The organism is Litoreibacter meonggei (assembly GCF_003663885.1).
GTDB lineage: Bacteria > Pseudomonadota > Alphaproteobacteria > Rhodobacterales > Rhodobacteraceae > Litoreibacter > Litoreibacter meonggei.
The window spans coordinates 121001-143714 of record NZ_RCCE01000001.1 but is presented as its reverse complement, the minus strand read 5'-3'; the positions used below and the strand labels follow the sequence as shown (position 1 = coordinate 143714).

Genomic DNA, 22714 nt, shown 5'->3' with positions numbered 1-22714 from the left:
TCATGAAGTCTCGCAGGCAGCTTTCAGGATTGGGTCGTCTTGCTCTATGGCACGCCATTGGGCATTCACCACATCGCCATCCGTGCCGAACTCGATGCCGTCGACCACATCGGCCCGCTTGGCGTTGGCGCAGTCAAACAGCATTGGCACCTTTGCGGTTCGCGACCACCGGCCATAGAATATCAAGTCGACGATCCGCTGGTCAGGTTGCGCTGGATGGGTCCGAACCGAAACCTGATCCACCGCCACAAAGCGCGCAACGAAGGGTTTGGCATAGGTCCAAGGGCGATAGAACTTGGTCTCTTCAATGGTCTGAGCGACAACCAATCCCTCGGGCATGTTTGCCTTAACGCGTCCGAACCAGCCATATTCACTGGAGATCGTCGCGAGCAACATTGCGACACCAGCAGCGGCGGGGATGAGCCAATTGGGCAGCCGCCCCTTCAACGTCCGGTTGATTGCCCACACAAGAAGGGCCGCAGCCGCGCCCGCCACGATCGTGCCGATGAGTTCAAAGAACATACGCCCCTCCCTTGTTTCGTTACCCTAGCACGCCGCGCCCCTGCATCAGCGCGGATTGCATCGTCTTGATGACCACAAACGCGTCACGCAGATGGCTGCGCTCGAACGCCGATAACTCTGCCGGTGGCAGGAAATTGTCCGGTGTCTTGCCATGTTTGATTTGTGCCGCCTGATGGTCCAAACGGCTTTGCGCCACCAGATCATAGGCATCCAGCAGGTCCTGCCCGCCACTTTGCGAGACAGCCTTCGCCGCAATAGCCCCTTCCAGTCTGGCCCGGGTGTTGACCACATCCAGCTTGCCTTGCAGCGCGTACATCCGGCCCAGATCAACGACAGGCACAACTCCGTTCAGCTTCATGTCGATGGTGTTGCGGTGTTCGCCGGAGCGGATCGTGGCCAACCCCTTCAACAACCCCAACGGCGTTGCGTGGGTCAGCGCGTTGCTCGCCATATGGGCGGTGAAAATCGAATTGGCCGCGGCGGCCTCAAGCGTTTGGGTTTGCAGCCCCTCGAACAGGCTGGCGTCGCCACCAATTGGGCGCAGGTCGAACATGACCGAGGCCAGCATCTGCGCCTCTTTGCTGGGGCTTTTGATCCAGTGTTGGAAATACTCGCGCCAGACCGACAAAGGCTGCCGCCAGCGCGGGTTCGTCGCCATCATGTCGCCCGGGCAATAGACGTAGCCGCAAGCGTTCAGACCATCACTGACAAACTGTGCGAACGGCTCAAAATAGGCGAGGGCGGTCTCGCTCAAATCGTCCTCAAGGATCAGGCAGTTGTCCTGATCAGATACGCCAGTTTGTTCCTGCCGCCCTTGGCTGCCGCAGGCCAGCCAGACGTAGCGCGCGGGCGGCGGCCCGAATTTGTCTTCGGCCAGCTTCAGCAAACGGCGCGTCACCACATCCGCAATGTCGGTGATCATGCGGGTCACGACATCGTGCCGGTTGCCTGCCGCAACCAACTGAACCAGCAGGTTAGGAATGCGTTTTGTGACATTGACCAAGGCGTCAGCGGTTTGAGCCTCTGCGGCTTCTGCGACAAATCCAGCGGTGTTCGAGGCCTGGAACCTCGTCAGGTCAGTTTGTGTGACGATGCCGATCAGCTGTTTCCCAGAGACAATCGGAAGATGCCCCAGCTTGTGCTCCATCATCATATGCAGCACGTCGGATCCGATAGCGGAGGGCGGCAAAGTGCGCGGGCTGTGGGTCATGACCGCGCCGACGGGCGTTGCGTAGTCCAGACCTTCGGCCAGAGCTTTGCTCGCTAGGTCGCGCAGCGTGAGGATGCCGACAAGCACGTCTTCTTCCGTAACACACAGGCACGAAATTCGAAGGTCACGCATTTGCTGAGCGGCAGCTTGAATTGATAATGACGGCGCGCAAGTTTCGGGATCAGGGACCATCAGCGTCTCGACCCGAACACTCGTCAGATCGAAAGCAAGGGCGGCTTCATTGGTGTCATCTGACCGCGTCCGGTCGAAGAAACGGCGGTAAGCGTCGTGCTCGGCCCGCAGTTTGTGAAAGACGTCCGGGGGAATGCAGATCAGCTGGCTATCTTCTTCGGCGCGTGCGGAGGTGACAGCAAGCCCATTGCGTAGAAGCCCGCGTTCGCCAAACGAGTTTTCGCGTTGAAGGTGAGAGATTTCATGGCCAGCGTCATCACGCACGCACACGCTACCATTCGTAACAATGTAGAGACCTTTTAGAGTGTCGCCGACACCGTATATCTCGGTGCCCTTGGGCGCGTCGATCCACTCGGTCCGCTTTTCCACCGAGACGAGCGTTGCCTCGGGAAGCGTATCGTATGGATGTAGGTGAGCGAGAAAAGAGAGGGCGGCGTCGGTCATGAAATGTCCCGCAATCAGAGCGTGTTAGATGCCCTCAAGTATATTTGAACAGGGAAGGAGGGGCCAGCGGGCTAAATGCCGCTGGCCCGATTGTTTTAGTGGTCGACCGCACCGCCTGCACCAGCTGGTACACGGACGCTTTCGACAAGGTCTTTGATCTCTTGCGGGGTGTCCGCCGTCGACATCGAGACGATGTAGGCCACCGCAAAGTTGATGATCGCACCCACAGCACCGATCGCTGTCGACTGAATGCCCAAGAGCGAGCCGTCAACAGTGTCAGGGAAGGAGTTGGTGCCCGCGATGAACAACCAGCCCTTGTGCAGGAAGATGTAGACCAGCGTGAAGCCAAGGCCCGCCAGCATCCCCGACACAGCGCCTACGTTGTTCACGCGCTTGGAGAAGATGCCCATCATCAAGGCCGGGAAGATCGACGCCGCAGCCAGACCGAAGGCAAGGGCCACGGTTTGCGCCGCAAATCCCGGAGGATTGAGCCCGAGGATCGTCGCCACACCAATGGCAACCGCCATGGCAATCCGCGCCGACAACAATTCCGACTTTTCGGACATATTAGGCGTCAGCTGACCTTTCATAAGGTCGTGGCTGACCGCTGACGAGATCGCCAGTAGCAGACCCGCCGCTGTGGACAACGCCGCAGCCAGACCACCTGCCGCCACAAGACCAATAACCCAACTTGGAAGGCTTGCGATTTCAGGGTTCGCCAACACAAGAATGTCGCGGTTGAACTTGGTCAGCTCGTTGCCTTCCCAGCCATTTTCCGCAGCTTTAGCAGCCATCGCGTCGGATTGGTCGTTGTAGTACTGGATTTTGCCGTCGCCGTTCTTGTCTTCCCAGTCGAGAAGACCGGTTTTCTGCCACGTCAGCATCCAGTTGTACTCGCTATCGTTTTGGATAGCCTCGACCGAAACAGCCTCATTGCTTGTGCCATTTGGCCACATCAGGTTGGTGATGTTCAGACGCGCCATGGCGCCAACAGCCGGGGCTGTCAGGTACAACAAGGCGATGAACACCAGTGCCCAGCCAGCGGACCAGCGGGCATCAGACACTTTTGGAACTGTGAAGAAGCGCATGATGACGTGGGGCAAACCGGCTGTACCAATCATGAGCGACAGCGTGAAGAGAACCATGTTCAGGTTGTCTTTATGCGCCTCTGTGTAGCTGGCAAAGCCAAGCTCGGTTACGACTTGGTCAAGCTTTTGCAGCAGGTAAACAGACCCTTCACCACCCGCAGCCGCGGTTTCACCAAACAGGCCAAGCGCCGGGATAGGATTGCCCGTCAGTTGCAGCGAGATGAACACAGCTGGAATTGTGTAGGCCATGATCAGCACGACATATTGCGCCACTTGGGTGTATGTCACACCTTTCATGCCGCCAAAAACCGCGTAGGCAAACACCACACAAGCACCGATCAACAGACCGGATGTGTTGGAGATTTCTAAGAACCGTCCAAAAGCCACGCCCACGCCTGTCATCTGCCCGATCACATATGTGGTCGATGCCACAATCAGACAGATCACGGCCACGATGCGTGCGGTCGGCGAATAGAAGCGGTCACCGATAAACTCGGACACGGTAAATTTGCCGAACTTGCGCAGATAAGGGGCAAGCAGCAGCGCCAGCAGAACGTAGCCACCCGTCCAACCCATCAGGAAGGTCGAGTTGTCATAGCCGGTAAACGCGATAAGACCGGCCATCCCGATGAACGACGCCGCCGACATCCAGTCCGCCGCCGTCGCCATGCCGTTGGTGACAGGGTGAACACCCCGACCAGCCGCGTAGAATTCAGATGTGGAACCCGCACGGGCCCAAATCGCGATGCCGATATAAAGCGCGAAGGACGCGCCCACAAACAGCAGGTTAATTGTAAACTGGTCCATCAGATCAGTCCTCCTCTACGCCGTATTCACGGTCGAGTTTGTTCATGCGCCATGCATAGAAAAAGATCAGCGCTAGAAAGACGAGGATCGAACCCTGCTGGGCAAACCAGAAGCCCAGATCGGTGCCGCCAACGGAAATGCCCGAGATCATCGGGCGCAGCAGGATGCCGAAGCCGAAGGACACCAGCGCCCAGATGATAAGGCTGATGACGATGATACGGATGTTGGCTGTCCAATAGCCAGCACCGTCCGCCGCAGCCTTCGTGTGTGTTGATTGATCCGCCATAGTGGCGCTCCTCCTTAGTTATTGGTCAAACTCGGTACGTCGGCATCATGGCGTCGACGTTTGGGTTTCTATGGTTTTGGGCACTCGTAATACTGGGGTCGGTCATCTGTCTGATACGTTAGCTTCCGTGCATCTCTTGGTGAGGCGAACACGTATTTTCGGCGATCAGCGCTGCGTGAGGCGAGACGAATTGATCAGCCCCAATAAGTAGCGTCGGCATGCTACACATGGGGTTGTCTGTTTTTCCAATGGGGTCCACCTCAGTCTCCTCAAGCCCATGCCGGCAGGGCAAATTTCGACCATAAAGGTCAAGTTTTCCTGCGGGCGATGCGCGTAACGCTACGTCATGGCGTGTAAAAAATGGACTATCTACGTGTGTTAGAAGAGTTATTTTGTAAATTTATTTTCACACACTATTCGGATTTGTAAATTTAACCTGCGGCAAGTTGCCAAATCCATACAAACTCAAAGCGATGTCTGTTAGGCGGTTCTGTCGGGGTGCTTATGTTAGCGCCTCAACAAAAAGCGCGGTTTTGAGCCAGCGGCTTCCTGCATGTTCAATAGGACGCTTGGCCGCGCTGCAACTGAATACAGGACAGTGTGATTTACCCCGAATCGTGGCTCGGGCGAGGACGTAAACTGGCAAGGCGAGCGTTTGACAGTGCCCCGATCAATCCATTGGAAAGAAGCAGGCCGCACTATGCGGATCGTGGCTTAGGGTTGGTTGCTCTGCTCTGCATCGATCCTGAACTTTCCAGCACCTTGGGGCAAACGGGCAGCCGTCGGGAATGGACAGGGGGGATGGCAATTCCCCAGTCAGTTTGATCCGGTCCTTTTCCGCCGCTGGATTGGCCCGTGGCGTGGCTGACAGAAGCGCCTTGGTATATGGATGTTTTGGTGCAGCAAAAAGCGCCTCTTTCGAGCCGCGTTCAACTGCACGGCCCAGATACATGACGATCACATCATCGGCGACGTGACGCACGACCGACAGGTCGTGGCTGATAAACAGATACGCAAGTTGCAGCCGATCCTGCAATTCGGTCAGCAGGTTCAGGATGGCGCTTTGGATGGATAGGTCCAAGGCCGAGACTGGTTCGTCCAGCACCAAAACCTTTGGATCAAGCATCAAGGCGCGGGCAACAGCAATCCGCTGCCGTTGACCGCCCGAGAACATGTGGGGATAGCGGTCGAAATGTTCCGGACGCAGGCCGACCAGTTTCAGCATTTCGCGGGCCTTTGCTTCACGCTCTTCGCGCGACAGATCCGGCTTGTTGATCACCAAAGGTTCCTGAAGGATCGCCCCGATGCGGTGTCGCGGATTCAAGGATCCGTACGGGTCTTGAAAGACGATCTGGACGGATTGGCGCAGATCGGCCCAATGTTCCGGAAGAACCCGCTTGCCATCAATGGTCAGCTCGCCTGCGGTGGGCTCTTCGATCATCGCGACCATCCGAGCGAGAGTTGATTTTCCGCAACCGCTTTCGCCGACGACGGCAAGGGTTTTTCCAGGGGAAAGTTTGAAATCAAGCCCCGCCACTGCCTTTAGCGTTTGCGGAGGTTGGAACAACCCTCCATTGACATTGTAGTGCCGCTGGAGCGCATTGGCTTCGATCACGGGTTGGGTCACGACGCAATCCTTTGGTCAGTATTCAAGGGATAGTGGCAGCGCGCATGGCCTAGCTCGGCACTGCAGGGTTTTGGCGCGGTGGATTTGCAGGTTGCATCCGCGAACTTGCAGCGCGGCGAGAATAGGCAACCGGCGGGGCGATCGAACTGACCGGGCACGACGCCCGGGATCGTTGGCAAAAGCCGCTCCGTCGCGCGCTCTGGCAGGGCATCCAGCAGGGCAGAGGTATAGGGATGGTACGGTGTCTTGAACAATGGCTCGACGGCCTGTTCTTCGATCTTCTGGCCCGCGTATTGTACGCTGACACGTTCGGCGGTCTCGGCGACGACGCCCATATCATGGGTGATTAGCACAAGCCCCATCCCGGTCTCTTCGCGCAAGGAAGCCAACAGGTCGAGAATTTGGGCCTGAATGGTGACGTCCAGCGCGGTCGTAGGTTCATCGGCGATTAGCAGCTTTGGTTTGCAGGCAATCGCCATCGCGATCATGACGCGTTGGTTCATACCGCCCGACAGCTGGTGCGGGAAGGCCGACAGACGTTTGGCGGGGTCGGGAATGCCAACCTGTTCAAACAGTTCCACAGCGCGGGTCTGACGCTCTGCGCGACCCAACCCTAGATGGATGCGCAGGGCCTCCTTGATCTGCCAGCCGACTGTGAAGCACGGATTCAGCGAAGACATGGGTTCCTGAAAGATCATCGCGAGGTCATTGCCGACGATCTTACGCCGCTCGGCGGAGCTCATGGTTAGAAGGTTATGGCCATCAAATGTCATCTCATCGGCCGTCACGGTGGCGGTCCAAGGCAACAGCCCCATCATCGCCAGCATCGACACCGATTTGCCAGAGCCGCTTTCGCCAACAATGGCAAGGATTTCGCCCGTGTCGACGTCCTGATCGACAGCATCAACCGCACGAAACTGGCCGGAGGCGGTCGCAAAATCGACGCTGAGGTTCCGTATGCGCAAAAGGGACATGGCTCAGCTCCGTTTCAGTTTGGGGTCAAGCGCATCGCGCAGACCGTCGCCCATCAGGTTGATGGCCAACACGGTGACAAGGATCGCAAGGCCGGGGAAGGTTACCACCCACCAAGCGCGTAGGATAAATTCGCGGGCCTCGGCCAGCATGGTACCCCATTCCGGGGTAGGCGGTTGCGCGCCCATGCCAAGAAAGCCAAGCGCTGCCGCGTCGAGGATCGCGGTCGAGAACGACAAGGCTGCTTGCACGATAATCGGGGCAAGGCAGTTAGGAAGCACCGTCACAAACATCATTCGAAACAGACCAGCACCCGCGACGCGGGCTGAGGTGACGTAGTCTTTCTGAAGCTCCGACAGGACAGAGGCGCGGGTCAACCTTACGTAGTGAGGTTGTAGAACGATCGCGATCGCAATCATCGCGTTGGTCAATGAGGGGCCAAGGATGGCGACTAGAACAAGCGCAAGCAGCAGAGACGGGAAGGCCAGAATAATATCCATGATCCGCATGATGATCGCATCCAGCCATTTCGGGGCGAACCCGGCCAACAGCCCAACCAAGATGCCGCCGGACGCGGCAATGCTGACCACGACCACTCCGACAAAGAACGAAAAGCGCGCGCCAACAATCAACCGAGACAGCATATCGCGCCCCAACGGGTCGGTGCCTAACGGATAAGTCAGGTTGCCGCCGTCCTGCCAAAAGGGAGGTTGAAGCGTGGCTTCGCGGAATTGGGCGGTGGCATCATGTGGGGCGATCCACGGGCCAAACAAGGCGAGAAACGCAAACACCGCAAATATCCAGAGGCCGATGACGGCACCGCGGTTTTCGCGAAAGTAGAACCAGAATTCACGCAGACGACCTGGGCGCTCGGCGATTTCTTCGATTTCGGTTGCGACGGTATCAGACATCAGCGTTTCCGTATCTTAGGGTTGATGACGCCATAGAGCATGTCCACGGTCAGATTTACGACCATCACCATAACGGCAATCAGCAGCAACCCACCCTGAACCACCGGGTAGTCGCGGCGGAAAATACTATCGACCATCCATTTGCCTATACCGGGCCAGCTAAAGATCGTTTCGGTCAGGATCGCGCCTGCAAGCAGGGTGCCCACAGACAGACCGATGACCGTGATGACCGGAATCAAGGCGTTGCGCAGCGCGTGAATGCCGTTAATGCGGCCCGGTGAAAGCCCTTTGGCACGCGCGGTGCGAATGTAATCCTCGCCCAATACCTCTAGCATCGCGGAACGCGTCTGACGTGCGATGACGGCAAGCGGTATGGTTCCAAGAACGATTGTGGGCAGAACAAGGTGACTGACTGCTGACGCAAACGCACCCTTTTGACCGGATGCGAGACTGTCGATCAGCATGAATCCTGTCGCGTCCTGAAAGTAGTAAACCAGCGAAATACGCCCCGAAACCGGCGTCCATTGCAGATTGCCGGAGAAGACGATGATCAGCAGCAGCGCCCACCAGAAAATCGGCATTGAATAGCCGATAAGAGCCGTAGACATCAGCGCGCGGTCAAAGAACTTCCCGCGGTTCACAGCGGCAATCACACCCGCTGGCAAGCCCAGAACGACGGCAAAGATCATTGCGCAGGCCGATAACTCCAACGTGGCGGGGAACAATGTAAAGAACTCGTCCCAGACCGGGCGCTTGGTTACGAAAGAATTGCCCAGATCGCCTTGCATCACGCCTGTGAGATATTCCCAGAACTGCGTGTAGATGGGGCGGTCGAAGCCAAATTGTGCTTCCAACTCGGCGTAGCGTTCTTTTGTCAGCCCGCGTTCGCCTGCCATGACGATGATCGGATCACCCGGCAACACGCGAATGAATGCAAACGAGATCAACGTTACCCCGATGAATGTCGGGATAAATGTCAGAAGGCGGCTTAGGACGTAGTTCAGCATTTGAGCACCGTAAGATCCTTCGGGAACTGGGTGAGGGAGAGGCAACCGTCTTCAGTGATTAGCACATCATCTTCGATGCGGACGCCAAAATTGTCGATTTCGTACAGGCCGGGTTCATTGGTGTAGACGGTTCCAGCCGGTAGCGTCATGTGGTTGCCGCGCATAATATAGGGGGCTTCGTGCACGTCGCGACCAAGCCCGTGGCCCGTTTTCGTTCGGATGCGGTCCGCATAGGGAGAGGCTTCCAGCACACCTGTCACGGCGTCGTCGATCTGGTGGGCCGTCACGCCAGCGCGGGTGACGTCGAACCCTTTGAGGTTGGCGCGCAGGACGGTGTCATAGACCGCTTGGCCCTCATCTGTGGCATGATCCAGAAACACCGTGCGGGTGATGTCGGCGGCAAAGCCATGTTTGCGGGCGCCGAAATCCAGCAGGAGGGCGTCGCCAGCTTTGACGGCATAGTCCGCCCGCGCCTTGGCATGAGGTCGCGCAGAGCCGTCGCCTGCGGCAACAATAGGGCTGAAAGCTTGGTCTTCGGCGCCTTCCGCGAACAGCGCTTGGATCAAGGTTTGCTCGATCTCTTTTTCGGTTTGGCCGAGGCGAACACTCTCGAGGGTCCGCGCCAATGCCCGCTCCGAGATGGCAATTGCACCTTTCAGCGCGTCAATGTCTTGAGGGGTCTTGATCATACGAGGTGCGGATATTTCGCGCTCGGCGTCAATGATGGTCAAATCAGGTTGCGCGCGCAGTAATGCGTGGTGGACGAACACACGCATCACTTGTCCTTCGACAGCGAGCGAGGAAATAGCGAGGTGATCGGTCAGCGCCTTAAAGGCGGCGTCGTAGCCGTCCTGATCGCGCCAGTCGAACACGGCGCCGTCAAAGCCGACAAGATCCCAACTGCGAAGTTCCAAATTCGGTACAAGGGCCGCAGGCGCACCGCTGGCGGGAACGACCAGCATAAAGGGGCGTTCATGGCTCATAAACGGGTGCATGACGGCTCTGGCGAAGTTCGGGCCGGGCACAAGGGCAACGGCGTCCACGCCAAGCTTAGTTGCGATGGTCGCATAGTCTGCAAGACGGGTATGTAGGGATTGTGTCACTCTGGTCCTGCCAACTTTTTAGGGAAGTCAGGGGGCGGCGCTTATCGCGCCGCCCCTAGTTTTCAGGTGTAGCTTACTGCGACAGGCCAACTTGGTTGAAGATGTGGCCACCCAGCGGGTGAACAATGTAGCCATCAACTTCTGGACGCATGGTCATGTAGACAACCGAGTGTGCGATCGTGGCCCAAGGAGCTTGCTCTTTGAAGATGACTTGCGCTTCTTCGTAGAGAGGCTGACGCTCTGCTTGCGTTGGAAGAACCTTGGCCTTCTGGATCAGGTCCTCGAACGGCTGGTGGCACCATTGTGCGCGGTTAGAGGCTTCACGGCCGTCACAACCAAGCAGAACTGCAAGGAAGTTGTCAGGATCGCCGTTGTCACCTGTCCAACCCAGCAAGACTGCGCCGTCACGATCCAACTCTTTCGAGCGTGACAGATACTCGCCCCACTCATAGGACACGATCTCAACCGTAACGCCAACCTTTGCAAAATCTTCCTGCATCAGCTCTGCCATGCGGCGGGCGTTGGGGTTGTAGGGGCGCTGCACTGGCATCGCCCAGATCTTCAGGTTCAGACCTTCAACACCTTCGGCCGCCAGCATTTCTTTGGCTTTCTCGGGGTTGTATTCGTCATCCTTCACGGCATCGTTGTAGGACCACATGGTCGGTGGCAGCGGGTTCTTGGCGATCTGGCCGGACCCCTGGAAGACCACGTCGATGATCGACTGCTTGTCGATCGCCATGTTCAGGGCCTTGCGCACGTTCGGATTGTCATATGGAGCAACAGTCGTGTTGTAGGCCAGATAGCCGACGTTCAGACCTTCCTGCTCCATCACCACGATGCCGTCATCATCTTTCATCGCTTGTATGTCGGCAGGGTTCGGGTAGGCCATGACGTGGCATTCGCCAGCTTGAACCTTCTGATAGCGAACAGACGCGTCTGGCGTGATCGCGAAGATCAGGCTTTCAACTTTGGCCGCATCACCCCAATAATCGTCGTTGCGCAGATACCGGATGACGGCATCTTTTTGGTAAGCTTGGAACGAAAATGGGCCAGTGCCGATAGGCGCCTGGTTCATCATCTCGGGGGTGCCTGCTTCCATCATGACATCGCCGTATTCCGCAGACTGGATCGACGCGAAGTCCATTGCCATATTTGCGATGAACGGTGCTTCGGGGCGGGTGAGGTTGAATTTGACTGTGTAGTCGTCAACTTTTTCGATGCTGTCGATCAGATCAGGCATCGACATGCCGCCGAAGTATTCCCATGTCCCGCCAGAGACCTTGTTGTACGGGTGGTCAGCGTTCTTCTGGCGTTCGAATGTAAAGATCACATCGTCGGCGTTGAAGTCACGCGACGGGCTGAACATGTCATTGGAGTGAAACTTCACGCCTTTGCGCAAGTTGAACGTCACCGTTTTACCGTCCTCCGAAACGTCCCAAGTTTCAGCCAAGCCAGGAAGAACCTCGGTTGTGCCGACTTTGAATTGGGTCAATCGATTGTAAATCGGGTGGCTCGACGCATCGAATGTGGTGCCGGCTGTATACAGGGCCGGGTCAAACCCTTCTGGTGAGCCTTCTGAGCAATATACCAGTGATTGCGCGGATGCTGCTGATGCGGCGATCCCGCTCAGCAAAATGCCGGTTGCTAGTTTAAGTCTGAGAGACATGTTTTCCTCCAACTGTCTTTTCATATTTGTGACCGTCCAATGCGCTGCGGGTATTGCAGTGCGTTGTTAGGTCCGCCGAATTGATCTGCGCTATTCTTGTTGTAAGTTCAGGCACCTGAGCAAATCGGTTGTGAATTTTGCCATACGATCACGGATGTAGAGATTTGCCAAGGCTCACTTTTATCCGATTGCGCGCAGGCTGGTGAATTGACAATGACACCAACGCGCTAGTGGCTATGCGGCTCTTCATCCAACGACCCGTGGATGGCGAATTGATCCAGTCCCGCATCACGCGGCTCGATCATGCGAAAGCTCTCTTTAACGCCTGCATCCGTAAGTTCACGCGCCACTGTGAGCAGGGTGTTGGCGTCTTGATCCTCGCACAGTTCCGCCATATGGCGCAGTTCGTCCTCCGCAACCTGGGCTGCGGCTTCCACCGAGGGCGCGCCGTACATCTGTACAAAATGCTGCGCCAACGCGGTCTTGAGGGCGTCAAACTCTACCGGTTCGATCTGCGTTACCGCCACGAAAGTCACGCGGCCAAAGGTTTCGGCCCCGAGCCAGCCATTGGAGAAGGCCTGCCGCGCCTTGCCGGTCAGGTCGGCCTCTGACCAGTTGGAAAACTCGAACCCGCCAGCGATACACCATTCCCCCGTTCGGGCAGGTGAATGAAAGACATTTATGTCGCTTTCGTCGAAATGGATCGCGCGCGCCAGCATCATGTCAGGTGCCCTCCAGAAGATGTGTCAGGGGGATAAGGTTGGTTGTGCCGGCATCACGCAGCAGCATTCCAAATTGCTCGTCCACACCTAGAAATGTGCCTGCTTTGCCATCCATCTTTGTGTCTTCCCCGATACCAAAGGCCAGCCCGCGCCATTCCTTGTGCAAGGGTCCAACACCCTCATCCAGCCACGTGTTGATGCCGACCAATGTGTGTTTCACCCAAGACTCGAGCAACTCTGCCGCGTTCACGTCCGCGCATCCTTCGGCATAGAGCGTGGTCTGGTCGGGCATGATGCCGGGATCATCGTTTTCCGGCCAAAGCGGTAATTCGAGGCCAACAACCAGCCAATCCGGCTCAAGGGTCGGATCTGTTCTCGACGCCGCCACGCGCAACTGGCCGCAGGTGGCACCGTTGATCCGTAGGCCACCCGCCCAGTCAAGATGCACCGACACTTCGGGCGGGGCCAACGCCCCCAGCGCATTTTGAAACCCGACGCCGCACAGAGGCATCATCGCCATGGCATCCGCCAAAACCACGTCTGGGGCAAAGACCAACGCCGCGCGTAGTTTGTTCGCGCCAAGGTTATAGACAACCAACCCCGCGTCGCAGCCGCGGGCCGCCTCTACACAGGCCTTCTCGAATGGGTCGATCTGACCCTCGACCTCTAATCCGCTGAACAGCGGTGGAAAGCTCGGAGTCGTCATGCCTTTCCATCCGCAACCAAGGCCTTGGCGACCGTTCTAAATCCTTGAGCTTGTGTGGACTCTGGCTTGGAGACGACAATCGGTGCGCCTCCATCTGCCGCCAATCGGATATCAAGATGCAGAGGGATTTCAGCGAGCAGTGGTACGCCCAGCTTTTCCGCCTCTGACTTCACGCCGCCATGGCCGAAGACGTGTTCTTCGTGCCCGCATTGGGAACAGATATGGGTGCTCATGTTTTCGATCATGCCGATGATCGGTGTGCCCATTTGGTTGAACATGTCGATGCCCTTGCGCGCATCCAGAAGTGCCACGTCCTGCGGGGTGGACACGATGACCACACCGTCCAGATGTGCCTTCTGCGCTAATGTCATCTGCACGTCCCCGGTGCCGGGCGGCAGGTCCACGATCAGCACATCCAGCGCGCCCCATTGCACTTGGGTCAACATCTGTTGCAACGCGCCCATCAGCATTGGACCACGCCAAACCACGGCCTGATCCTCATTGGTCATCAGCCCGATGGACATCATCGTCACGCCGAAGTTGCGCAGTGGCAAAATCAGCTTTCCGTCAGGGCTTTGCGGCCGACCCGACACCCCCAGCATACGCGGCTGTGATGGGCCGTAGACATCGGCATCAAGCAGCCCAACGCGGCGGCCTTCTGCGGCGAGTGCGCAGGCAAGGTTTGCCGCGACGGTTGATTTGCCAACGCCGCCTTTGCCTGACGCGATTGCGACGATCCGATCAACGCCCGGTATCTTTTCCGGCCCCGCAGGCTCAGGCTTGCGGCCAGCCGACAGGTCGGGTGGCGCGCTTGGCTTGCTATGCGCGGTCATCACGATCGAGACTGATTTGGCACCCAACGCTGTCAGGGCCTGCTCCGCCTGTTCCTTGACCGCCATAAAGGGTTCCGGATTGTCGACCTCCATGACAAATCGCACGGCATCGCCGTCCACATTCAGTGCACGGACCAATCCGGCTTCTACAAGGTCGGTGCCGGACGGTGCTTTGATCGCCTTTAAGCAAGCGAGAACGTCTTCGCGGGACAGCGCCATTTATGCGCCTTCGATCTTGCCGGTCACGACGTGTTCGAGCTCGATTCCATCAACGGTCAACACCATCTTCGCCTCGAAACTCTTTCCCGAGGTATCGCCCGATTTACGCATCGCTTCCTCAATGGCTTGCTGCGAGGTAACCCCGACCTGTTTGAGAAATTTTCGCATCGACATGTTGAAGTCTTCGCTCATGGCCTTGCCCCTTTATTTACCGAAAATGTTGACGATCCGATCCTAGCGCCCCTAGGCTGACATGCAACCTGACGCAACAGATCGGAGCAGATGAAATGTTCAAATATCTGGCTTTGGTCGCGGCCTTGATCGTCACACCGGCGCTGTCGCAAGATAAAGCGTTCACTTTGCAAACGCCGGACGCGCTGGTCGAGACGGGATTTATGAAACACCTGCTGCCGCGGTTTTCGCTGAAAACCGGTATCCGCATTACGACCAGCACCGAGGTAGGCGATGCCGCATTCGGGGCAGGGGGAACGGCGGTGTTTCGTCAGGGCGATACACTTTGGCATTTGGACAAAACCGCTGGGCCGTACACAGACGCGTTCCATGACTGGCTGCTGTCTGATGTCGGCAAACGGACCATCGAGGCGTTCGCGCCAGACGGCGATGCGCTTTTCAGCGCTGATATTGGTGTGGCGGTCGAGGTACAAGCCGTGGCTGTGACAGGTGACGCGGCTTTGGGCGAACGGGTCAGCCTGACGCGCTGCGGGCGGTGCCATGTCGTCAACGAGACCAATCGCATGAATGCCATTGGCTCCACGCCGTCTTTCGGCTTGATGCGCAATTTCCCCGACTGGCAGGAGCGATTCGAGACGTTCTTCTTGCTCAAACCTCATCCGGCATTCACGCAAGTCGCGGATGTTACCGAGCCGTTCGCGGCTCACCTTCCGTCGCCCATTGCGCCAATTGAGGTCACGTTGCAAGAGATCGAGGCGATCACCGCCTACGTCGCGTCTATCGCGCCCGCCGATCTTGGCGCACCTATCCAATCTCAGTGATCCTTGCGCTTTGAGAAGTAGTCTTCGCTGGTTCGAACGCGTGGGCGTTCGCCCCCCTGAAACGGATTGTCCTGCGAATGGTATTGCGCCTGAATACGGCAGTTGTCGCACATCTGGATCATCTTGGCGGCATCGGACGTGGCGAACATCGGGTGGTTGCCTGCCAGCTTCTCGGTGATCTTTTCGACCGTCGACTTCACTCCGAACAAGCCCCCGCATTCAATGCAGGCGAAAGGTTCTTCCTCATGGAGCACGCGCTGATTGAAGGCGGCGTCCGTTAAGTCCATTTGTGGTTGCAAGGTGATCGCATTTTCCGGGCAAATATTGCTGCACAACCCGCATTGCAGGCACGCATCTTCCTGAAAGCGCAGCTGCGGCATGTCGGGGTTGTCGCCGAGCGCGCCTGACGGGCAGAGTGACACGCAAGACAGGCACAACGTGCAGGCATCTGTATCTACCAGAACAGCCCCGTAGGGCGCGTTTTCCGGCAACTCCACGATCTCTGTGTCTGGTTGCAAGGCCTTCGCCGCCAACCGCGCGACCTGCCGCCGTGTGCCCATCGGCAAGATCGGTTCGCATGTGACGGGCGCGGTTGTCTCACCGTAAAGGTAGTCAGTCAGGGCGTCGGGGTCTGCGGGCTGCATAAGTTGTATGGCTTCGGTATTGGCCAAGGCTTTGGCCAAAGCGGCTTCCGCCTCGATAACATCCCACTCGGTTTTGGGGGATAGGAGTATATCAATATGCCCAAACCCGCAGGCCAAGCCCGCCAACATCTCCGCATGTCCAAAGCCGGACAACGCGTCAATTTCCAATGGGATGACATGTGATGGCAATCCCCGCCCGAAACGCGCGGCCAGCGAGATCATCTCCATGCCAAATGACCCGTCATGGACCAGCAGTCGTGCGTTTTGCCCGCCTGCATCGCGGTAAGTTGTGCTGAGCGTGGTCAAGCGTCGAAACACAGTCTCCACCGATGGCGCGTCGTAGCTGATCGCGCCGGACGGGCAGACCGCAGAACATGATCCACAGCCCGCGCAGATCATCGGGTCAATAGTAACATGCTCGCCGGCGGAGGTGATCGCACCTGTCGGGCAGACGTTCAGGCAGTTCGAACAGGCGGGCTGCTCGGCGCGGCTATGGGCGCACAGGGTGGGCTCAAGACGCACGTATAGGGGTTTCTCGAATGTTCCAACAAGCTGCGACGCTGCAAGGACCGCTTTGGCTACGGACGGCGCGTGTGTCGGGTCGGCGCGCAGGTATCCTTCGCGCTTTTCTGGCGCAGGGAACATCGCGGGGGAGCCGCTGAGGTCTAGGATGACGTCACAATCCGACATCGCGCCGTCTTGCGGATCGCTCAGGGTGAATGCACCTCGTCCGCCGGGCGTGATCTGACGCAATCCGTTGAACTTTACGGTAAACCCGCCCAACGCCCCCGTCGCGCTGTGAAGGGAGCCGACGACGCAATCAAATCTGCGGTCGGTTGGGACTTCGTCTGCGTCCGACAAAAGCACCGTCACAGCGAGCATGTCGCATAGATCAGCCGCGGCTTGTAGCGCGGCGCCGTCACCGACGATCAGGCAGGTCCCTTCCGAGATCACATCGATCGACTTGCCCATGGGGATTGAAAGCGCGGCCTCTGCGGCCAGCGCCGCCATCTTCGAAGCTGCGTTGCCTTCACCCCAGCCAGCACGGTCGCGCAGGTCGACGAAGCCGGGGGTGTCGGTGTCCAACTCGTCGGCAAGCTCTTCAAATCGTTGGCGTTCTTGTTGACATGCGATGATTATGTCGCCTTGAGAAATTTCCTTGGCGGCCTCGTCAATCTGGTCCACGCAAAGGCTGGTATAGAGCTTCGAGCAGGCTAACCCACTGCCTTTTGAAATAGCATCGACATCCACGGCTTGGGAGCCGAGGCAATCACATAGAATGAGCTTCTTCGCCATCTTTGGGTCCCCTTTGGCGCGGGCCGAAAAAGGCTGCGCACTCAGCAGGCTAGCCGCGATTCTTTCCTGACGTAAACCACAATTCTCCCTGATTGACCCATCAGCCCGAAATGCTGCGCGTGCGAAGAAGTCAAGCTGGTGTGCTGTCGTCTGCTGTAAAGTGCTGTCTTGGGGCAGTGTAGGTTGGCTGAAACAAAACGCGGCGATCTGCTGCGCCGCAGCAGTGCAAAATTGTGTTCTACTGCATACTAAAAAACGCTTTGAAATTGCCCTTGGGTCATTCAAACTTGTCTTATGTCGAAAGACCATGCTGGGGACGGATCAATCGCTGAAAGCCAAAAATCGATTTCTATGTCACTGGGGATTGTGATCCGCAGGGTGCCCGGGGTGACCCGCTGGGCCACGCATGTCTGGAAGGCCGTTGCGGTTTTGCCGGGTGCGGGTGATGCGGACTGGAAAGAGTTGCGCCGCGATAATGACACCATCGAATATCACGCGGCCACATTGCCATTGGAGTTGTTCAGGACCGACACGGAAGCCTACTTGCACGGCCTGTCAACTAAAGTGCCGTCCATCTATGTCGTGATGCGCGAGGCGGCGGGTGATCATCCACTGGATATAGTGCTCGCGACAGCTTCCCCCTACGAGGCGCAGGACTACGCCGACACGGGCGAAGAGCTCGTCGAGAAGGTTCCAATGCCAGAAGGTCTGATCGCGTGGATCCGCGACTATGTCGAACTGCACCATGAGGATGAAGTTTTCATCAAACGGAAGCGCAACAAAACCCGCGTTGATTTACACGAAGACGGGATCGGCGATGCACGCATTCGCCAAACGTCAGACGTCTATCGTGCGCCTGCATCAAAGGAGACGGTGCATTGAGCGCGGAACAAAGTTTCTGGTCAAAACGCCGTGCCGGTGTCGCTGCTGAGGCGGAGGCCGAGCAAGCCGCCGTAGACGCCCAGGCGTTGGCAGCAGAGCACGCAGCCCTTGAGGAAAAAACTGACGCAGAGCTGTTGGCCGAGTTGGACTTGCCCGATCCCGACACCCTGAAGATGGGCGATGACTTCTCGGCCTTTATGGCCAAGGCGGTCCCGGACCGTATTCGTCGCCGCGCGTTACGCACCTTGTGGCGCTCCAACCCCGTTTTGGCGAATGTCGATATGCTGGTCGACTACGGCGAGGATTTCACCGACAGAGCCACGGTCGTTGAAAACATGCAAACGGCCTATCAGGTCGGAAAAGGCATGCTGAAGCATGTCGAGGAAATGGCACGTCAGACCGAGGCGCGGGAAAACCCGCCGGAGCCGGAAGAGATCGAAGAAGAGGTTGAGGAAGAACCCGTCCTTGTCGCGGCCGCCGAGGATGAAGGCGACGAAGCCGAAGATGTTGCCGATCTAGATCAAGGGCAGGGGGAAGAGGCCTACGCAGCCACCACCCCGCGCCGCATGAAATTCAGACTTGAGGAGAGCGCCGCGTGAACGCAGCAGAAGATATCAAAGTCTCGTCCGAGGACCGCCTGCGCGCCGACCTTTATAACTTTCTGGGGTTGATGTTGTCCGGACCGCCTGACCAGCTTCTGTTGGATCAATGCGTGGGATTGTCTGGAGATGACAGCGATATTGGCAAAGCGATCAGTGGTTTGTCGCGGGTCGCAAAAGCCTCGAAGCCCAAGGGGATCGAAAGCGAATTCAATGCGTTGTTTGTCGGCTTGGGTCGGGGGGAATTGCTGCCCTATGCCAGCTACTATCTTACGGGCTTCTTAAATGAAAAACCGCTTGCCGCGCTGCGCACAGATATGGCCACACGCGGCATCACACGGGCGCCAAATGTGTACGAGCCGGAAGACAACATCGCCTCGCTGATGGAGATGATGGGTGGCATGATCGTTGGCCGCTTTGGCGCGCCAGCCACGCTGGACGATCAAAAGGTGTTTTTTAATAAGCATATCGCCCCATGGGCCGGACATTTCTTTGCTGATCTGGAGGCCGCTAAAAACTCGGTTCTCTATGCGTCGCTGGGAAGTTTGGGCAAGGCGTTTATGGAGATTGAGCGCGAAGCGTTCAGAATGACAGTGGCCTAAGCGGGCCGCGAAACTGGCGGGGATGCCCGCCACCAACCAAGGAGGGAGACATCCCCATGACCAAGAAACTTGAAGGCACAAATCGCCGGGACTTTCTAAAGCTGGCAGGCTCGACAGCGCCCGTTGCCGCCGTGGCTTTGGCCACTGGTACGACAGCGGCTGAAGCGCAGCCCGTAGACCTTTCGTCCGACCAAATTCAGGACACGGCGCATACGCGCGCATATCTCGACAGCGCCCGCTTCTAGGACGCCGTATCTAACGATCCGCAGACGACTGGTTGCGTGACGCCCGACTGTCTGAGGCACAACAATAACCAAGCAAGCAAGGGCAATGCCCAAGCACGCACGGGAGGAACTACAATGCTAAGGAAAAAGACCAACGGGGTTGCGCGACGCCCCCAGCGGACCGGTATCCTGTCTGACATCGCAGAGAAATCTGTTGATCGCCGCTCGTTTCTACGCGGCTCCGGCTTGGCCATCGGTGGCCTGGCTGCAATCTCCGCCACGGGTGGCTCCGTCACCGGTGCCACGGCCCAAACGGCGGCCAATGGTGCGGTCGAGACCATTAAATCTGTCTGCACCCACTGCTCTGTCGGGTGTACGGTCATTGCCGAAGTCAGCAATGGCGTCTGGACGGGGCAGGAGCCCGGTTGGGACAGCCCGTTCAACCTTGGCGCGCATTGCGCGAAAGGGGCCGCGGTCCGCGAGCACGCCCATGGCGAACGCCGCTTGAAATACCCGATGAAAAAAGAAGGCGGGGAGTGGAAACGCATCAGCTGGGAGCAAGCGATCGACGAGATCGGCGACGGTATGATGAATATCCGCGAGGAAAGCGGGCCGGACTCGGTCTACTGGCTCGGCTCTGCCAAGCATAACAACGAACAAGCCTACCTGTTCCGCAAATTTGCTGCGTATTGGGGCACCAATAACGTCGACCACCAAGCACGGATTTGCCACTCTACTACTGTGGCGGGCGTAGCCAACACATGGGGCTATGGCGCCATGACCAACAGCTACAACGACATCCACAATTCCAAAGCGATCTTCATCATCGGCGGCAACCCCGCCGAGGCGCACCCTGTGTCCTTGCTTCACCTGTTGAAGGCCAAAGAGCAGAACAACGCGCCGTTGATCGTGTGCGATCCGCGCTTCACCCGCACGGCGGCCCATGCTGATGAGTATGTGCGCTTCCGTCCCGGCTCTGACGTGGCGCTGGTCTGGGGCATCCTGTGGCACATCTTCGAGAACGGCTGGGAGGACAAGGAGTTCATCCGCACCCGTGTCTGGGGCATGGATCAGATTCAGGACGAAGTCCGCAAGTGGAACCCGGAAGAAGTTGAACGTGTCACTGGTGCTCCGGGCGAGCAGTTGCGCCGTGTCGCGCGCACCATGGCGAACAACCGCCCCGGCACTGTGATCTGGTGCATGGGTGGCACGCAGCACACCAACGGCAACAACAACACGCGTGCTTACTGCATCTTGCAGCTTGCTCTTGGCAACATGGGCACCGAAGGCGGCGGCACGAACATTTTCCGCGGCCACGACAACGTGCAAGGTGCGACCGACCTTGGCGTTCTGTCCCATACATTGCCGGGCTATTACGGCCTGTCGGCTGGGGCGTGGGCACATTGGGGCCGCGTCTGGGGTGAAGACGGTGACTGGCTGAAAGGTCAATTCGCGTCATCCAAGAACGCTGACGGCAAGGACCAGTCCTTGCAGCAACTCACCGGCATTCCGGTGTCGCGCTGGATCGACGGTGTGCTTGAGGATAACGAGAACACCGACAACCCAAACAAGGTGCGCGCCATGGTGCTGTGGGGCCACGCGCCCAACTCGCAGACCCGCCAGAAGGAAATGAAGACCGCGATGGAGCAGCTCGATATGCTGGTCGTTGTGGACCCATATCCAACGGTCTCGGCAGTGCTGCATGACCGGACCGACGGTGTTTACCTGCTGCCGGCCTGTACGCAGTTCGAAACCCGTGGCTCTGTCACCGCATCGAACCGCTCGTTCCAGTGGCGCGACAAGGTTGTCGATCCGCTGTTCGAAAGCCTGCCGGACGAGGTCATCATGGCCAAGTTCGCCAACAAGTTCGGTTGGGGAGAACGTTTCTTCCGCAATATCGAGATGGAGGATGCGGAAACGCCTGTCGTGGAAAGCATCACGCGGGAATTCAACCGCGGCATGTGGACCATCGGCTATACCGGTCAGGACCCTGACCGCATCAAGATGCACATGGCCAACCAGCACACGTTCGACAGAACGACGCTGCGCGCCAATGGCGGCCCTGCTGATGGCGACTATTACGGTCTGCCATGGCCGTGCTGGGGCACCGCGGAGATGAACCACCCCGGCACCCCGAACCTTTATGACATGTCCAAACGTGTCTCCGAGGGGGGCCTTACCTTCCGCGCCCGCTTTGGTGTGGAACGGGACGGTGACAACCTGTTGGCCGAAGGCGTCTACAGCAAGGATTCGGATATCCAGGACGGATACCCCGAATTCACCATGCAGATGCTCAAGGATCTTGGTTGGGATCAGGACCTGACTGAAGCGGAGCGTCGCTCGATTGCCTATGTTGCAGGGGTGGAAGGCTTTGTAGGTGTCGTTGGCGAAAGCGATGATGGTGAAGAAGTCGGTGAAAGCTCCATGTCGCCATTCCCGTCGGACTATGATGATCGCGTGGCGTCGGTGAACTGGAAAACCGACCTTTCGGGCGGCATCCAGCGGGTGGCGATTGCGCATGAATGTGCACCGTTCGGCAATGCCAAGGCGCGTGCCGTGGTCTGGACCTTCCCTGATCCGGTGCCGGTCCACCGTGAGCCGCTTTACACCAACCGCCGCGATCTTGTGGCCGACTACCCGACATATGAGGACCGCAAGTTCTACCGCTTGCCGACCATGTATGCCTCGATCCAGAAGAACGATTTCTCGAAGGAGTATCCGATGATCCTCACGTCGGGTCGTCTGGTCGAATACGAGGGGGGTGGCGACGAGAGCCGGTCCAACCCATGGCTTGCGGAATTGCAGCAGGACATGTTCGTCGAAATCAACACTCGTGACGCCAACAACTTAGGTGTTCGAGACGGCGCGCAGGTCTGGGTCGAAGGCCCGGAGGGCGCCAAGGTCAAAGTGATGGCCATGGTGACGGAGCGGGTCGGCGAAGGGGTGGCCTTCATGCCGTTCCACTTCGGCGGGCATTTCGAGGGCGAGGACTTGAGGGGCAAATACCCTGACGGCGCGGACCCGTATGTGTTGGGCGAAAGCTCCAACACCGCACAGACCTATGGCTACGATTCAGTGACCCAGATGCAAGAGACGAAAGCCACTCTTTGCAAAATCTGGACAGCATAAGGGAGAATGA

At 57.9% G+C, this 22714-nt stretch carries 21 protein-coding genes; 6 read left to right on the top strand and 15 right to left on the bottom strand.

Going from position 1 to position 22714, the window contains the following annotated elements; genetic code table 11:
- The 14 genes from BCF46_RS00620 to BCF46_RS00555 all read right to left on the bottom strand — a co-directional run bounded on the left by BCF46_RS00620 (nt 1) and on the right by BCF46_RS00555 (nt 14507).
- Complete coding sequence (locus BCF46_RS00620; RefSeq protein WP_121020714.1) at nt 1-522, bottom strand: hypothetical protein; 522 nt, start codon at nt 520-522, stop codon at nt 1-3.
- A 19-nt stretch (nt 523-541) separates the two neighbouring features.
- Nucleotides 542-2368 carry a DUF294 nucleotidyltransferase-like domain-containing protein gene (locus BCF46_RS00615; RefSeq protein ID WP_121020712.1) on the bottom strand — a complete coding sequence of 609 codons (1827 nt, stop codon included), beginning with the start codon at nt 2366-2368 and terminating at the stop codon, nt 542-544.
- A 95-nt stretch (nt 2369-2463) separates the two neighbouring features.
- A complete protein-coding gene (locus tag BCF46_RS00610; RefSeq protein WP_121020710.1) occupies nt 2464-4263 on the bottom strand; it encodes a sodium:solute symporter family protein in 1800 nt (599 codons plus the stop codon).
- A 4-nt stretch (nt 4264-4267) separates the two neighbouring features.
- A complete protein-coding gene (locus BCF46_RS00605) occupies nt 4268-4549 on the bottom strand; it encodes a DUF4212 domain-containing protein (RefSeq protein ID WP_121020708.1) in 282 nt (93 codons plus the stop codon).
- A 670-nt stretch (nt 4550-5219) separates the two neighbouring features.
- Entirely contained in the window at nt 5220-6176 is a 957-nt protein-coding gene (locus BCF46_RS00600) for a dipeptide ABC transporter ATP-binding protein (protein ID WP_121020706.1), read from the bottom strand.
- On the bottom strand, nt 6173-7150 hold the full coding sequence (locus BCF46_RS00595; RefSeq protein ID WP_121020704.1) for an ABC transporter ATP-binding protein: 978 nt from the start codon (nt 7148-7150) through the stop codon (nt 6173-6175). The genes BCF46_RS00600 and BCF46_RS00595 overlap by 4 nt, the downstream gene beginning before the upstream one ends.
- 3 nt (nt 7151-7153) lie before the next feature.
- Nucleotides 7154-8059 (bottom strand): ABC transporter permease subunit, encoded by a 906-nt coding sequence (locus tag BCF46_RS00590; RefSeq protein WP_121020702.1) that lies wholly within the window; start codon nt 8057-8059, stop codon nt 7154-7156.
- Nucleotides 8059-9066 (bottom strand): ABC transporter permease subunit, encoded by a 1008-nt coding sequence (locus BCF46_RS00585; RefSeq protein WP_121020700.1) that lies wholly within the window; start codon nt 9064-9066, stop codon nt 8059-8061. Before BCF46_RS00585 ends, BCF46_RS00590 begins: the two co-directional genes overlap by 1 nt.
- Entirely contained in the window at nt 9060-10169 is a 1110-nt protein-coding gene (locus tag BCF46_RS00580; RefSeq protein ID WP_121020698.1) for a M24 family metallopeptidase, read from the bottom strand. Before BCF46_RS00580 ends, BCF46_RS00585 begins: the two co-directional genes overlap by 7 nt.
- A 73-nt stretch (nt 10170-10242) precedes the next feature.
- Nucleotides 10243-11835: an ABC transporter substrate-binding protein gene (locus BCF46_RS00575; protein ID WP_121020696.1), complete on the bottom strand. Its 1593-nt coding sequence runs from the start codon at nt 11833-11835 to the stop codon at nt 10243-10245.
- Nucleotides 11836-12062: 227 nt separating this feature from the next.
- Nucleotides 12063-12557 carry a DUF6505 family protein gene (locus BCF46_RS00570; protein WP_121020694.1) on the bottom strand — a complete coding sequence of 165 codons (495 nt, stop codon included), beginning with the start codon at nt 12555-12557 and terminating at the stop codon, nt 12063-12065.
- A 1-nt stretch (nt 12558) separates the two neighbouring features.
- Nucleotides 12559-13263, bottom strand: a complete 705-nt coding sequence (locus BCF46_RS00565; RefSeq protein WP_121020692.1) for a biotin/lipoate--protein ligase family protein — start codon at nt 13261-13263, stop codon at nt 12559-12561.
- Nucleotides 13260-14315, bottom strand: a complete 1056-nt coding sequence (locus tag BCF46_RS00560; protein WP_121020690.1) for an Mrp/NBP35 family ATP-binding protein — start codon at nt 14313-14315, stop codon at nt 13260-13262. The genes BCF46_RS00565 and BCF46_RS00560 overlap by 4 nt, the downstream gene beginning before the upstream one ends.
- Nucleotides 14316-14507 carry a DUF6494 family protein gene (locus BCF46_RS00555; protein WP_121020688.1) on the bottom strand — a complete coding sequence of 64 codons (192 nt, stop codon included), beginning with the start codon at nt 14505-14507 and terminating at the stop codon, nt 14316-14318.
- A gap of 95 nt (nt 14508-14602) precedes the next feature.
- Between BCF46_RS00555 and BCF46_RS00550 the strand changes: the two genes are divergently transcribed.
- Entirely contained in the window at nt 14603-15328 is a 726-nt protein-coding gene (locus BCF46_RS00550; RefSeq protein ID WP_121020686.1) for a hypothetical protein, read from the top strand.
- Here BCF46_RS00550 and BCF46_RS00545 read toward each other — a convergent pair.
- A complete protein-coding gene (locus tag BCF46_RS00545) occupies nt 15322-17268 on the bottom strand; it encodes a 4Fe-4S binding protein (RefSeq protein WP_121020684.1) in 1947 nt (648 codons plus the stop codon). The genes BCF46_RS00550 and BCF46_RS00545 overlap by 7 nt on opposite strands.
- Before the next feature lie 351 nt (nt 17269-17619).
- Here BCF46_RS00545 and BCF46_RS00540 point away from each other — a divergent pair, with 351 nt between their 5' ends.
- The 5 genes from BCF46_RS00540 to BCF46_RS00520 all read left to right on the top strand — a co-directional run bounded on the left by BCF46_RS00540 (nt 17620) and on the right by BCF46_RS00520 (nt 22704).
- A complete protein-coding gene (locus BCF46_RS00540; RefSeq protein ID WP_121022203.1) occupies nt 17620-18150 on the top strand; it encodes a DUF3305 domain-containing protein in 531 nt (176 codons plus the stop codon).
- On the top strand, nt 18147-18749 hold the full coding sequence (locus BCF46_RS00535) for a DUF3306 domain-containing protein (RefSeq protein ID WP_121020682.1): 603 nt from the start codon (nt 18147-18149) through the stop codon (nt 18747-18749). Before BCF46_RS00540 ends, BCF46_RS00535 begins: the two co-directional genes overlap by 4 nt.
- Nucleotides 18746-19351 carry a TorD/DmsD family molecular chaperone gene (locus BCF46_RS00530; protein WP_121020680.1) on the top strand — a complete coding sequence of 202 codons (606 nt, stop codon included), beginning with the start codon at nt 18746-18748 and terminating at the stop codon, nt 19349-19351. The genes BCF46_RS00535 and BCF46_RS00530 overlap by 4 nt, the downstream gene beginning before the upstream one ends.
- Nucleotides 19352-19407: 56 nt before the next feature.
- Nucleotides 19408-19596: a twin-arginine translocation signal domain-containing protein gene (locus tag BCF46_RS00525; RefSeq protein WP_121020678.1), complete on the top strand. Its 189-nt coding sequence runs from the start codon at nt 19408-19410 to the stop codon at nt 19594-19596.
- Between the two features lie 114 nt (nt 19597-19710).
- Nucleotides 19711-22704, top strand: coding sequence for a formate dehydrogenase subunit alpha (locus BCF46_RS00520; RefSeq protein WP_121020676.1), 2994 nt, complete (start codon nt 19711-19713; stop codon nt 22702-22704).
- Nucleotides 22705-22714: the final 10 nt, after the last annotated feature.